The 12496-nt window shown below is 70.7% G+C and carries 12 protein-coding genes; 5 read left to right on the forward strand and 7 right to left on the reverse strand.

What is annotated here, in order from left to right; genetic code table 11:
• Nucleotides 1-112 precede the first annotated feature (112 nt).
• Both ACQHII_RS13870 and ACQHII_RS13875 read left to right on the forward strand, forming a co-directional pair.
• Nucleotides 113-652, forward strand: coding sequence for a cysteine dioxygenase (locus ACQHII_RS13870; RefSeq protein WP_427919607.1), 540 nt, complete (start codon nucleotides 113-115; stop codon nucleotides 650-652).
• Nucleotides 653-678: 26 nt separating this feature from the next.
• Nucleotides 679-1050: a rhodanese-like domain-containing protein gene (locus ACQHII_RS13875; protein WP_427925303.1), complete on the forward strand. Its 372-nt coding sequence runs from the start codon at nucleotides 679-681 to the stop codon at nucleotides 1048-1050.
• Nucleotides 1051-1090: 40 nt separating this feature from the next.
• Here the strand turns inward: ACQHII_RS13875 and ACQHII_RS13880 are convergent, their stop codons facing one another.
• From ACQHII_RS13880 to recA, 5 genes are all read right to left on the reverse strand, one after another.
• Nucleotides 1091-2020: a sugar ABC transporter substrate-binding protein gene (locus ACQHII_RS13880; RefSeq protein WP_427925304.1), complete on the reverse strand. Its 930-nt coding sequence runs from the start codon at nucleotides 2018-2020 to the stop codon at nucleotides 1091-1093.
• Between the two features lie 260 nt (nucleotides 2021-2280).
• Entirely contained in the window at nucleotides 2281-4929 is a 2649-nt protein-coding gene (locus tag ACQHII_RS13885; RefSeq protein WP_427919608.1) for an FtsX-like permease family protein, read from the reverse strand.
• Nucleotides 4926-5612, reverse strand: a complete 687-nt coding sequence (locus ACQHII_RS13890; protein ID WP_427919609.1) for an ArsR/SmtB family transcription factor — start codon at nucleotides 5610-5612, stop codon at nucleotides 4926-4928. The genes ACQHII_RS13885 and ACQHII_RS13890 overlap by 4 nt, the downstream gene beginning before the upstream one ends.
• A gap of 211 nt (nucleotides 5613-5823) precedes the next feature.
• Entirely contained in the window at nucleotides 5824-6840 is a 1017-nt protein-coding gene (recX, locus tag ACQHII_RS13895; protein ID WP_427919610.1) for a recombination regulator RecX, read from the reverse strand.
• 3 nt (nucleotides 6841-6843) lie between these two features.
• Nucleotides 6844-7974, reverse strand: coding sequence for a recombinase RecA (recA, locus tag ACQHII_RS13900; RefSeq protein ID WP_427919611.1), 1131 nt, complete (start codon nucleotides 7972-7974; stop codon nucleotides 6844-6846).
• A 292-nt stretch (nucleotides 7975-8266) separates the two neighbouring features.
• Between recA and ACQHII_RS13905 the strand changes: the two genes are divergently transcribed.
• Both ACQHII_RS13905 and ACQHII_RS13910 read left to right on the forward strand, forming a co-directional pair.
• Nucleotides 8267-8926 carry a class I SAM-dependent methyltransferase gene (locus tag ACQHII_RS13905; RefSeq protein WP_427919612.1) on the forward strand — a complete coding sequence of 220 codons (660 nt, stop codon included), beginning with the start codon at nucleotides 8267-8269 and terminating at the stop codon, nucleotides 8924-8926.
• Nucleotides 8927-9024: 98 nt separating this feature from the next.
• Entirely contained in the window at nucleotides 9025-9783 is a 759-nt protein-coding gene (locus ACQHII_RS13910) for a hypothetical protein (protein WP_427919613.1), read from the forward strand.
• 34 nt (nucleotides 9784-9817) lie between these two features.
• On the opposite strand, the gene ACQHII_RS13915 is transcribed toward ACQHII_RS13910, so the two are convergent.
• Nucleotides 9818-11212 (reverse strand): AI-2E family transporter, encoded by a 1395-nt coding sequence (locus ACQHII_RS13915; RefSeq protein ID WP_427919614.1) that lies wholly within the window; start codon nucleotides 11210-11212, stop codon nucleotides 9818-9820.
• 59 nt (nucleotides 11213-11271) lie between these two features.
• Complete coding sequence (locus ACQHII_RS13920) at nucleotides 11272-11466, reverse strand: DUF3046 domain-containing protein (RefSeq protein WP_019075591.1); 195 nt, start codon at nucleotides 11464-11466, stop codon at nucleotides 11272-11274.
• Between the two features lie 80 nt (nucleotides 11467-11546).
• On the opposite strand from ACQHII_RS13920, the gene ACQHII_RS13925 reads away from it, so the two are divergent.
• Nucleotides 11547-12491 carry a hypothetical protein gene (locus ACQHII_RS13925; RefSeq protein WP_427919615.1) on the forward strand — a complete coding sequence of 315 codons (945 nt, stop codon included), beginning with the start codon at nucleotides 11547-11549 and terminating at the stop codon, nucleotides 12489-12491.
• Nucleotides 12492-12496: the final 5 nt, after the last annotated feature.

A 12496-nucleotide genomic window follows, 5' to 3' on the forward strand; every position in this document is an offset into this window, starting at 1 on the left:
TACGTGGGCTGCGTCTGTCACGTCTCCTGCTGAATTCGCATCTCTCTCACTCGCGCGCGCCCTTTCTGTGGGCCCGTGCGCGCCCTCGCGAACACTCATCAGGACGGTGCACGTGTCTGTATCCCCCTCTGCCTCCGTGTCCCCCGCCGCGCCCGCCCAGGCTCCGACGCAGGCGGACCTGCTCGACTTCGCACGGCGTACGGCCGCCGACACCGAGCTCATCGCCTCGCTCCCCCTCGACCCCGAGGGCCGTACCTGGGTGCGGCTCGAAGGGCCCGGCGGCAGCGAGGCCTGGCTGATCGGCTGGCCGCCCGGCAGCGGCACGGGCTGGCACGACCACGCCGACTCGGTGGGCGCCTTCCTCACCGCCGCAGGCGAACTCAAGGAGAACTCGCTCGCCGCGCGACTCCCGAGCCACGGCTGGAAGACCCTCGAACTGGAGGAGGGCGTGGACCGCGAGCGGCGGCTGCCGACCGGCAAGGGCCGCGCCTTCGGTCATCACCACGTCCACGAAGTGCTCAACGAGTCCACCCAGGAGCACGCGATCTCCGTCCACGCCTACTACCCGCCGCTGCCGCAGATCCGCCGCTACAGCCGCACCGGCCCGGTACTGCGCCTGGAGCAGGTCGAGCGCCCGGAGGACTGGCAGTGAGTGCCGTGCGCGAACAGCCGCCCGGTATGGACGAGTTGCTGGAGCGGGTCCGCGCGGACTATCGGCGGGTCGAGGCCGGGGAGGCGTACGACGCCGCCCGCGACGGTACGGCCCTCCTGGTCGACATCCGCTACGCCGCCCTGCGCGACCGCGACGGCCTCATCCCCGGCGCCCTGGTCGTCGAGCGCAACGAACTGGAGTGGCGCCTCGACCCCCGGGGCAGCCACCGCGTCCCCGAGGCCACCGGCCACGACCTGCGCGTCGTGGTGATCTGCAACGAGGGCTACGCCTCCAGCCTGGCAGCCGAGTCCCTGCACAGACTGGGCCTGCACCGCGCGACGGACCTGGTCGGCGGCTTCCAGGCCTGGAAGGCGGCGGGACTGCCTGTCACGTCGTAGACACAGTGTCCACGACGTGACAGTGCGGCCCCGTCTCCGCTCACAGTCCGTCGGAGGGGCAGTAGAGCGGGGCGGTGTCCGCGTTGGCCTTCGTGACCAGGCGGGCCGGGGTCGTGGCGATCTTCTCCACCTTCTCCTTACGGAGAAGGCTGATGACGTTGGTGACGGCCAGTTCGCCGGTGTCCTTGGCCGAGTTGGAGACGGTGGCGGCGAAACGGCCGTCCTTGAGGGCGGCCAGAGCCTCGTCGGTGCCGTTGACCGTCACGATCTTGACCTTCTTGCCGCCGTCCGCGTCGAACGCCTTGCGGGCGGCGAACGCCATCTCCTCGTTGGCCACAAAGGCGTAGTCCAGACCGGGATGCGCCTTGATCATGTCCGCGGCGACGATCTTCGCCTTCGCGGCGGCGAACATGGCGGGCTGGTTCGCGACCACCTTCGCGTTCGCCGGCAGGCCCTTGGTGAATCCGCCGACCAGCAGGTCGGAGGCGGCGCCCGGCGCACCCGCGATGACGGCCACCTGCACCTGGCGGCCTGCCGCGTCGTCCTCGATCCAGTCGGCGTCGAGCTTGCCCACCGCCTTGAGGTCGACGACGACGGCTCCGAGGATGTCGGACGGATCGGCACTCACCGAGGTCAGGAAGATCGGAATGTGCGCCTTCTTGGCCTTCGCGATGTCGCTCTTGAGCGCATCGGTGTCGACGGTCTGGACGATGATCGCGTCGACATGGCGCGCGATCATGGACTGGATGTTGGAGAGTTCCTGCGCGGCGTCCTGATGCGAGTCGGCCGTGACGAGCCTCGCGAAGTTGCTCTTGGCCGTGTTCGCAATCGACTCCTGAAGACAGGTGTGGAACTCGGTACTGCCACCGTTGACGAACCCGAGCGTGATCGGCCCGTCGTCGGCGGGCGCGGCACTCGACTCGAGTCCGCAGCCACTCAGCAGGAGGCCGACACCGACCAGGGAGGCCACCAGCGGTCTTCGGTGGTGCGCGCGCGGGAACACGTGCGGGAACAAGGGGGCCGCCTTTCATGGCATGCGAAGGATCGGCCGGTGGAACGGCCTGAGGACGCTCAGGCGGGCCTGACTGCGGCTCAGCAGGCGGGAGGGCCGGGGAGTGACGGCAGCAGAAGCTACTCCCGCACCAAACATGCGAACCCTTCACGGAACGCACACTAAGCGTGCGGAACGCGCCCCCCGGTGACCGGGAACCAGTGAGTGGCACCCAGTGGCTACTCCCTCGCCGTCGCCACCGTCACCGCCCGTACCCGGAGCGCGGCCCGTCCCGGCAGGGCCGTGGCGCCGAGCGCGAGCACCGCGCCGACCGCCACCACCGTGACGTACACGAGAGGGGTGACCGACGGTGCGGCCCGGCCGGTCATCCCGACGCTGAACGCGGTCAGGACGGCGAGGGCGACACCGCTGCCGAGCGCCGTGGCGAGCAGCACCACCGACAGCGCCTCGATCCGCAGCATCCGCAGCACCTGACGGCGGGTCGCCCCCGCGAGCCGCAGCAGCGCGAACTCCCGGACCCGCTCGGCGACCGACATGGCGAGCGTGTTGACCACGGCGATGGCCGTGAAGGCCAGGACAAGGCCCATGGCCAGGTAGTTGACCTCGGCGTCCGCCTGCTGCCGCCGCGCCTGGAGCGAGTCGGCGGCGGCCGGCGCGAGAACACGGACGCCCGGGAACTCACGGAGGGTAGTCGCGAGTTGTGTCTGTGTACGGGGCGTGCTGACGAGGACGGAGGAGGCGAGCGGGTTGTCGACGTGCCGGGCGACGAGATCGTGCGCGAGGGTGAGATCGCCGAAGCCGAGACCCCTGGCGTAGACGGCGACGACGGTGAGCGTGGCGGGCGTGCCGTCGCCGAGCGTGAGCTTCAGGGTGCCACCGGGCTTCAAGTGCAGCTGGTCCGCGGCCAGTTCGCTTACGGCCGCGGTGCGCTCGGTGAGTCCGTCGAGCGATCCGGCGGTGACGTCGGGATCCCAGGTGCGGGTGAGTCCGGCGGGTGTGACGCCTTGGGCCGCGTATTTGTCGAGGCCCACACGGACGGTCGTACGGACGACCTCGGTGACGATGTCGTGCCGCGCGCGGAGTTGCCGTGCGGCCTCGGCCGGGACACCGGGCCCCTGGGAGGCGACGACCCAGTCGGCACGGACACCTTCACGGGCCTGGGCACGGGCGGCGTCGCCGAGGGTGGGCTGGACGAACAGGACGGTGCAGGTCATGCCGATCAGCAGGGTGAGAGGGGTGACGACGGAGGCCATACGAGCGGCGTTGCCCCGGAGGTTGGCGGTGGCCAGCCGACCGGTCGGGCCGCTGCGCCGGAGCGGACCACGAAGGACGAGGACGGCCGCCTTGACGAGGAGCGGCCCAAGGAGGGCGACGGAGGTGGACAGGACCACAACGGCCAGGAAGGTCACGGGTGTTGAGGCGGGCTCGGTGCGCAGCTTGCTGAGCACGGCGACCAGCACGACACCGCCCACGAGGAGGACGAGCCCGGCGAGGAAGCGGCCTCGTGTGAGTCCGGCGCGGGTGGTGAGAGGGGTGCGCGTGGACTTGGCCCCGGCTTCGGCCCCGGCTTCAGTTCCTGCTCCTGCTCCTGTTTCGGCCTCGGCGAGTGCCTGGGCCGGGCGGATCCGGGAGATACGGCGGGAGGCGACCCGGGCGGCGGTCCAGGCACCGAGAGCGGTCGCGACGAGGGCTGCCAGCGGCGGGACGACACCGGTGGTGTGCTGGAGAGTGGCGGGGACCGCGCCCAGGTCGACGAACCTGCCGTAGAGCCAGCCGCTCAGCGGAAGTCCGAGCAGAGCTCCCGCGACGCCGGCGACCGTGCCGACGATCAGAGCCTCGCGACCGAGCAGTCGGCGGATCTGGCCGGAGGTTGCGGCCACGGCACGGAGCAGGGCGAGTTCGCGATGCCGCTGCTGGACGGAGAGCACGAAGGTGCCGACCACCACGAGAACCGCCACGAGCAGTGAGGTACCGCCCATCGCACCGCCGATGCTGACCAGCCTGGTCCTTGCCGTGGCGGCGTCCAGGAACTCGACGGGGCCGCGGGCGTCGCCGGTGGTGACCTGAGCGGTGGAGCCGAGTGAGGTGGTGGGGCTGAGCGAGGTGGCGGTGCCGGGGCGCGCGGTGGGCTGGTGGAGTGCTGTCGTGACGGCCTGCCGCAGCCGGTCCGCGCTTGTGCCCTTGGTCGGGAGCACTCCGAACGCGGTGACCTGCCCGGGGTGCGCGGCCAGACGGCGGGCCTCGGCTGTGGAGAAGAAGAGTGACGTCTGGTGGCGTACGGGCGTGGTGGGAGCGGCGATTCCGGTGATCCGGTAGACGCGCGGGGCTTGCGTGGACTGGACGGTGAGCCGGTCGCCGGGTCGGAGCCTGGCCCGTCCGGCGAAGTCGCGGTCGATGACGAGATCGGTGGCGGTTCGCGGAACGCTGCCGGTGACGAGCCGGTACGGCGTCAACGCGGCGGAGTCCCAGGCGTGCCCGTAGGCGGTCCGGCCGCCGGTGCCGGCGGGGGTCAACGGCTGGGCGAGGAAGGTCAGTTCGGGGATGACGCGGGCGACGCCCGGGGTCCGTGCGAGCGTGGTTTCCAGGCTCTCGGGGAGCCAGGCACGCTCGGCGATCGGTTTCGCCTTGTGCTTGACCTTGGTCTTGCCCTTCTTGTGTTTGACGGTGGTCCGGTGGACGTTCTGGTCGGCGGAGACCACGACGGGGCTCGCCGCGTAGCGCTCGGTGCGGATGGTGCCGCGCAGACCGGTGTCGAGGAGAGTGCCGCAGGCCGTGATGAGGGCAGCCGCGCACATCAGGGAGAGAAAGGCGCCGAGGAAACCGGCCTTGCGGGCGCGGACGGAACGGAGGGCGTAGCGCAGCATCATGAGGGCTCGGTCTCTTTTCCATTGCGCGCCGGGGCGGCTTCGGGCTCGGGCTCAGCCAGAGGGGCCGGGAAGGCGAGGAATCGGGTGAGTACGGTGCGGGCGTCGGCCGGCGTCTCGGCTTCGGGGCGCTTGTAGCGGTTGAGGAGGGCGATGTACTCCTCGAAGAACGCGCCGAGTTCGGGCACCGTCAGCCGGATCGTGCCGCGTGAGTACGGGAAGGCGTCCGCCCACGGCCCGGTCTCGGCGGCGTCGCGCTGGAACTGCTCGAAGAGCTCCAGATCGGCGGCGTACGCATGGTGGTTGAGCTCGTCCATGACGTGCCGCATCTCGGCGCTCTGGCGACTGCGCGGCGGGAAGCGACGGTCACCGGGAACGGCCCGCCACCAGCGCTCGCGGCCGTGGCCGTGGTCGGGTGCCCACTCCGGTTCCATCTCCTCGACGAAGCCGTAGCGGGCGAGTTCACGCAGGTGGTAGCTGGTGGAGCCGGTGTTCAGGCCCAGTGCGCGGGCGAGTGTCGCCGAGGTCGCTGGGCCGTGCAGGGTGAGGTGCTGGAGCATGCGCTGTCGGCGGGGCTGTGCGAGCGCCTTCAGCGTGGCGAGGTCGGAGAGTTCGACCGGTGCGGGTGTCGCCGAGGTGGGCTGGGTGGGCGTCTCCGCGCCAGGTGGGCAGGGTTCCTGTGCCATGCGTACACAGTCGTTTGTGCACAGGTGTCTGTGCACTGCGGCAATCCGGCGTCTTCGACAGGGGGTTAGCCCTACCCGAAGCCTCGGCCGGTGCTCGCCTGAACGCGGTCGGCGCCCCCGCGCGTCCACCGTGTTCAGGCCGTCTGCACCACCGAGAAGCCGGAACCGGACAGGAACCGGAACCGGACGGGCACCCGGGCAAGAACCCGGATCAGTACCCTTCGTCCCCGAGGAACTCCGTGTCCTCGCCCTCTTCTTCCAGCGCCTGCCGGACCACTCTGAGGGCCATGCCCTGGGAGTAGCCCTTGCGGGCCAGCATGCCCGCGAGGCGCCGTAGCCTCTTGTCGCGGTCGAGGCCTTGGGTGGACCGCAGTTTGCGGTCGACCAGTTCGCGTGCCGTCGCCTCTTCCTGCTCGGAGTCGAGCTGGGAGACGGCCTCGTCGATCAGCGTGGAGTCGACGCCCTTGGTGCGCAGCTCCTGGGCGAGCGCGCGTCGCGCCAGTCCCCGGCCGTGGTGCCGGGACTCCACCCAGGCGTCCGCGAACGCACCGTCGTTGATCAGTCCGACCTCCTCGAACCGCGACAGCACCTCGTCCGCCACCTCGTCCGGGATCTCCCGCTTGCGCAGGGCGTCCGCGAGTTGCTTGCGGGTGCGCGGGTTCCCGGTGAGCAGGCGCAGACAGATGCCCCGCGCCCGCTCAGCCGGGTCCGCCGGCGGCTCCTCCTTCTCGGCCCTCGACGAGGAGAAGTCACCCCCGTCCTCTCCGGACGACTCCCCGAAGCCACGACCACGGCGCCCACGCCTCCCGCGTGCGCCGTCACCACGAGCCGTACCCCCGCGTGTGCCACCCTCACGCGAGCCGCCTTCCCATGAACCGCCCGCGCCGCGCGCTCCGCGGCTGCGGCGTGAACCGCGGCCGGGTGCGCCGTCGTCGGTCGGTCCCCCGTCGGGCGAAGTGCCGTCGGGTGCCGAGCTTCTGAAAGGCCGACCGCTGCCCACCGAACCATCGCCGGACTCCAGGCCGCCGAACGGCGGACCGGACCCACCGGCGAAGCCGAAGCCACCGGCCGACCACTCACCGCCCGGCTCGTCGCCGTACGGCCCGTCCGTGCCGTACGGCTCCTCGGGTGCGCCGTCCGCACCGTAGGCCAGGCCGTCGCCGCCTCCCCCGCGCCCCTGCGGGGCGCCGGGATACGCGTACTCGGCCCAGTCCGTTCGTCGTGTCACCGGTCAGCTCTTGGCTGCCGTGGCCTTGGCCTTGGTGGTCTTGGCCGCGGCCGCCGGAGCGGGCACCGCCTTGGCGGCGTCGTCCGTGGCGGTGGTGACCGCCGCGTCCGCGGCCGGCTCGGCGGTGGGCTTCTCCGGACGGACGCCCACGCCCAGCTTCTCCAGGATCTTCTTCTCGATCTCGTTGGCCAGGTCGGGGTTGTCCTTCAGGAAGTTGCGCGCGTTCTCCTTGCCCTGACCGAGCTGGTCGCCCTCGTACGTGTACCAGGCGCCGGCCTTGCGGACGAAGCCGTTCTCCACGCCCATGTCGATCAGGCCGCCCTCGCGGCTGATGCCGTGGCCGTAGAGGATGTCGAACTCGGCCTGCTTGAAGGGCGGGGCGACCTTGTTCTTGACGACCTTGACGCGGGTGCGGTTGCCGACCGCGTCCGTGCCGTCCTTCAGGGTCTCGATACGGCGGATGTCGAGTCGCACCGAGGCGTAGAACTTCAGCGCGCGGCCACCGGTCGTGGTCTCCGGAGAGCCGAACATCACGCCGATCTTCTCGCGGAGCTGGTTGATGAAGATGGCGGTGGTCTTGGACTGGTTGAGCGCGCTGGTGATCTTCCGCAGGGCCTGGCTCATCAGACGGGCCTGCAGACCGACGTGGCTGTCACCCATCTCGCCCTCGATCTCCGCGCGCGGGACGAGTGCCGCGACGGAGTCGATGACGATGAGGTCGAGGGCGCCGGAGCGGACCAGCATGTCCACGATCTCCAGGGCCTGCTCGCCGTTGTCCGGCTGGGACAGGATCAGGTTGTCGATGTCGACGCCGAGCTTCTTCGCGTACTCGGGGTCGAGGGCGTGCTCCGCGTCCACGAACGCGACCTGGCCGCCGGCCCGCTGGGCGTTGGCCACCGCGTGCAGGGTCAGGGTCGTCTTGCCGGAGGACTCCGGGCCGTAGACCTCCACCACTCGGCCGCGCGGCAGGCCGCCGACACCGAGGGCGACGTCGAGTGCGGTCGACCCGGTGGGGATGACCTCGATGGGCTCGTTCGGCCGCTCGCCCAGGCGCATCACCGCGCCCTTGCCGAATTGCCGTTCAATCTGTGCGAGTGCGGCGTCCAACGCCTTCTCGCGGTCGGTTCCTGCCATGGGTTCCACCCGGTTTGCTTGAGTCGATCGCTTCACGTCAAAGACGCTAACGCCTGCCACTGACAATGCGCCCCGACGCCCGTCCGGCCTGTGGATAACTCGGGCACTTCGCCATCAAAAGCCTGCCGAAATGCCCGTCATGGCCTCGCCGGAGCTTCCATAAGAATGGATGTTCGATTTTCGTGTCAAGCGCACCACGCGGCACTCACGTCATCTACGCCGTCCGGCAACACGGCCGCTACCGACAGCCGGGGTTGACCTTGCCTCAGGGGCAGGCCCGACCCTTCCGGCCATGAGCAGTGATGACGATGCCCTCCTCACGGAGCAGCTGGCCTACTACCGCGCGGGGGCGGCCGAGTACGACCGCCCTTACACGGAGCGGGAGGAGCTGCGACAGCTGCCGGCCGTGGTCGACGACCTTCCGGTCGGCGAAGACGTGCTGGAGCTGGCCTGCGGAACGGGGCAGTGGACCGTGAGACTCGCCGCCCGGGCCCGGTCGGTGACGGCCGTCGACGCGGCGGCCGAGGTGCTGGCCGTCGCTCGTGCGCGCGCTCCCTTCCCCAACGTCCGGTTCCTTCAGGCCGACCTGTTCACGTGGCGGCCCTCGCGGCGCTACGACACGGTCTTCTTCGCCTTCTGGCTCTCCCACGTTCCGCCGACGCGGTTGCCCGAGTTCTGGAGCGCCGTCGCCGCCATGCTCGCGCCGGGCGGCAAAGCGGTCTTCGTCGACGACGGACCGGCCGCCGCCGCGGACGAGCACGGCGTAACGGACGGGCCTGTCCCCACGGTGCTGCGCCGACTCCACGACGGCCGTCAGTACCGCGTCGTGAAGGTGTTCCACGACGCCCGGACCCTCGCGGAAGACCTCACAGCCCTGGGCTGGACGGTCCACGTCCGGTACCTGGAGGGAAGCATCGTCGGCATCGCGGAACCACCGGCCGGCCCCGTCTGACCCGGCGCATTCCTCAGGGAGCCGTACTTCCGTCGTCGTACGGCCGGTGTCTTCGGTCGTACGACGACTGTGCGGCGGGTTCCCGCGAGGCTCGGGCCATGATTCGGGTCCTGAAGAGCCGCGTACGTCCCGCCGAGCGTCTCTGCCATGCGACCGGTGCCTTGCTGATCCTCTCCGGGTTGACGCACCTGATGGTGTTCGCGGTGGACGGCGGCCCCTGGCACGGGCCCGTCTCCTGGCGCAAGCCCGTCACGTTCGGGCTCTCTTTCGGGGCGACGCTGATCGCGGTCACCTGGGTGACGTCGTATCTGCGTGTCGGGGCCAGGCTGCGCACCGTGCTGCTCGTCGTGTTCGCCGCCGACTGTGTGGTGGAGGTCGGCGGCATCACCCTTCAGGCGTGGCGCCGGGTGCCGTCGCACCTGGACATGGAGACGCCCTTCGACACGGCGGTGTCCATGACGCTCGCGGTGGGCGGCGCGGTCCTCGTGGCGCTGCTCACCGTGTTCGCGGTGGCGTCCTTCCGGCACCGGCCGACGGGTCCCACGGGGATGGCGCTCGCGGTGCGTTCCGGGTTCGCGATCCTGCTCGTCGCGCTGGCCTCGGGCGCCGCGATGATCGCGCGCGGGGTGGTCCTCGCACGAACCGGTCACCAGGAGGCGGCCTACCACTCGACGGCCCCGCTCAAGCCGTTGCACGGGGTGAGCCTGCACGCCGTCCTGGTCCTGCCGGCCCTGGCCTGGCTGCTGTCCCGCACGTCCTGGAGCGAGACGGCACGGCTGCGGACCGTGGCGGTGGCCGTCGGCTGCTACGCCGCCGCGGTGGCCGGGGCGGCAGTGTGGGCGGTGTTCACGTACTGACCGCGACACCCCGGTGTTCTCGCCGGATCATCCCTCAGGAGGAGCCGTCTCCCGAGTCTCTCGGCTCGGAGTCGGTCGACCCGGAGTTCCTTCGGCCGGAGTCGGTCAACCCGGAATCAGCCGGTCCGGGGTCGGTCGGTCCGGAGCCGGTGGCCCCGGAATCGGCTGTCCCTGAAGGGTCGGTCGCCGTGTGCTCCGCAGCTCCCGACCGCCGCTCCCACAAGCCCCGCGCGCGAGTGAGCAGACCTGACCCACCGGACCCTCGGGTGGTCCGGTGCCCATGCACCCGGGGATCGTCCGTGACGGCGTACCGCTTCACGTACGCCCCGAGGAACGCCTGCAGCGTGGCCACGGCCGGGATCGAGATCAGCGCGCCCACGGCGCCCAGGAGCGCGGTGCCCGCGATGACCGAGCCGAAGGCGACCGCGGGGTGGATGTCGACGGTCTTCGCGGTCAGCTTGGGCTGGAGCATGTAGTTCTCGAACTGCTGGTAGACCACGACGAAGATCAGCACCCACAGGGCGTACCAGGGGTCCACGGTGAAGGCGATCAGCATGGGCAGGGCGCCCGCGAGATAGGTGCCGATGGTCGGGATGAACTGGGAGACCAGGCCCACCCAGACGGCCAGCACGGGCGCGTAAGGGATGCCCAGCGCCTGCAGCAGGATGTAGTGCGCCACTCCGGAGACCAGCGCCATCAGACCGCGGGAGTATATGTAGCCGCCGGTCTTGTCGACCGCGATCTCCCACGCGCGCAGCACCTCGACCTGTCGGGCGGGCGGCAGTACGGAGCACAGCGCGCGCCGCAGGCGCGGCCCGTCGGCGGCGAAGTAGAACGAGAACAGACCGATCGTCAGCAGCTGGAAGAGGCCGCCGAGGACCTGGGTGGACACGTCCAGCACGCCGGTGGCGCTGTTCTGCACGTACTTGCGCAGCCAGTCGGAGTGGAGCAGCCCCTCCTGGATGTCGACCCGTCTCAGGTCGGTCTGGAAGTGCGTGTTGATCCAGTTGATGACGGAGTCGAGGTAGTCCGGGAAGTCCTCGATCATCTTGATGATCTGGCCGGCCAGCATCGACCCGAGGAGAGTGACGAACCCGGCGCTCACGATCAGCAGGCCGAGGAAGACCAGGAAGGTGGCCAGCCCCCGGCGCATGCCGTAGGCGGACATCCGGCTCACCGCGGGCTCGATGGCGAGGGCCAGGAAGAACGCGATGAGGATGTTGATCAGCAGTCCGATGAGCTGGTGGAAGGCCCAACTGCCCAGCTGGAACACGGCGACGAGGGCGAGCGCCAGCACCATGGCGCGCGGCAGCCAGCGCGGCATACCGGTGCCCGGCGCGGCGCCGTCGGCCGGGGACCGGGTCGGCGGCGTCGTACCGGACGGGGATGCCTGCGGGGCGTCGTGCCCGCTCTCGTCAGTGGAGGCCACGGAGCAAGTCTCGCCTACGTCACTGACAACCGGTCACCGCCGTCGATCTTCGTGACCGATCAGCGACTTTCCTGCGGAACGTTCATGACGGCGCAGACCACGCGCCACACGTCCTTGGCCTCCCAGCCCGCGTCCAGCGCCTCGTGCACCGTCCGCCCGCCGAGCTCCGTCATCACGTGATCGCGCGCGAAGCTCTCGGCGTATCCCGCGCCGAAGTGCTCCGTCATCCGCTGCCAGAAGACCGTCAACCGCATGACACCAGTATCCCGCCCCTGAGAGTGGGCCCGGGCCGGGACCGCCTGCCGAGACCGCTTTCCGTCCTACGGTCTGACGCATGGCCGAAACAGGAGCATCCCCACTCCCCCCGACGCCCCCGGCGCACTCCCCGCTCTTCCGCGCCGAGCACTTCGTCTGGCTCACCGCGCGCGTGCTGGAGCAGCGCCTCTTCGCGTACCACTTCCTCAACGGCGAAGCCGATCCGGTGGAGATCTCGCTGGACGCGTACCGCAACGAGGACGGCGGTTACGGGCACGCGCTGGAACCCGATCTGCGCGGCCCGGTGAGCCAGCCGCTGCACACCGGTCACGCACTGCGCGTCCTGGACTCCATCGGGCGCTGCGGCGGGCAGCGGGTGGAACGCGTGTGCCGCTATCTGACCTCGGTCTCCACGGCCGACGGCGCCCTGCCGGCGATCCTTCCCGGCCAGCGCGGCTATCCGACGGCGCCGTTCGTGCCGATCGTGGACGACCCGCCGAGCGAACTCCTCGCCACCGGGCCGGTGGTGGGCCTGCTGCACCGCAACGAGGTGTGGCACGCCTGGCTGTTCCGGGCCACCGACTTCTGCTGGCAGGCCGTCGACTCGCTGGAGAAGTCGCACCCCTACGAGATCGAGGCCGCCGTCGCCTTCCTGGACTCGGCGCCCGACCGCCCGCGCGCGGAGGCCGCCGCCGACCGGCTCGGCCGCCTGGTGCGCGAACACCGCCTCGCCGCCCTGGACCCGGAGCACCTGGAGGCCTACCCGGTCGCCCCCGGGTACGCGCCGGGCGAGCACCACTTCCCGTACGACTACGCGAAGACGCCGAGTTCCCTCGCGCGCGCGTGGTTCACGGACGACGAGATGGCCCGCACCCTGGACCATCTGTCGGCCGGCCAGCAGGAGGACGGCGGCTGGCCGATCCGCTGGCGCCAGTGGGCGCCGGGCATCGCCCTGGAGGCACGCCCCATGGTGACGATCCAGGCCCTGCGCACCCTGAAGGCGTACGGCCGCTCCATCGGCTGACTTGG

The sequence above is a fragment of the Streptomyces sp. cg40 genome (assembly GCF_050320165.1).
Classification (GTDB): Bacteria; Actinomycetota; Actinomycetes; order Streptomycetales; family Streptomycetaceae; genus Streptomyces; species Streptomyces hokutonensis.

What these genes read in the sequence shown, in the direction of transcription:
- ACQHII_RS13925 (WP_427919615.1), top strand. Translation starts at nt 11,547, where the DNA reads ATGGCCGAAACAGGAGCATCCCCACTCCCCCCGACGCCCCCGGCGCAC.
- ACQHII_RS13905 (WP_427919612.1), top strand. Translation starts at nt 8,267, where the DNA reads ATGAGCAGTGATGACGATGCCCTCCTCACGGAGCAGCTGGCCTACTAC.
- ACQHII_RS13920 (WP_019075591.1), bottom strand. Translation starts at nt 11,466, where the DNA reads ATGCGGTTGACGGTCTTCTGGCAGCGGATGACGGAGCACTTCGGCGCG.
- ACQHII_RS13885 (WP_427919608.1), bottom strand. Translation starts at nt 4,929, where the DNA reads ATGATGCTGCGCTACGCCCTCCGTTCCGTCCGCGCCCGCAAGGCCGGT.
- ACQHII_RS13875 (WP_427925303.1), top strand. Translation starts at nt 679, where the DNA reads ATGGACGAGTTGCTGGAGCGGGTCCGCGCGGACTATCGGCGGGTCGAG.
- recA (WP_427919611.1), bottom strand. Translation starts at nt 7,974, where the DNA reads ATGGCAGGAACCGACCGCGAGAAGGCGTTGGACGCCGCACTCGCACAG.
- ACQHII_RS13910 (WP_427919613.1), top strand. Translation starts at nt 9,025, where the DNA reads ATGATTCGGGTCCTGAAGAGCCGCGTACGTCCCGCCGAGCGTCTCTGC.
- ACQHII_RS13890 (WP_427919609.1), bottom strand. Translation starts at nt 5,612, where the DNA reads ATGGCACAGGAACCCTGCCCACCTGGCGCGGAGACGCCCACCCAGCCC.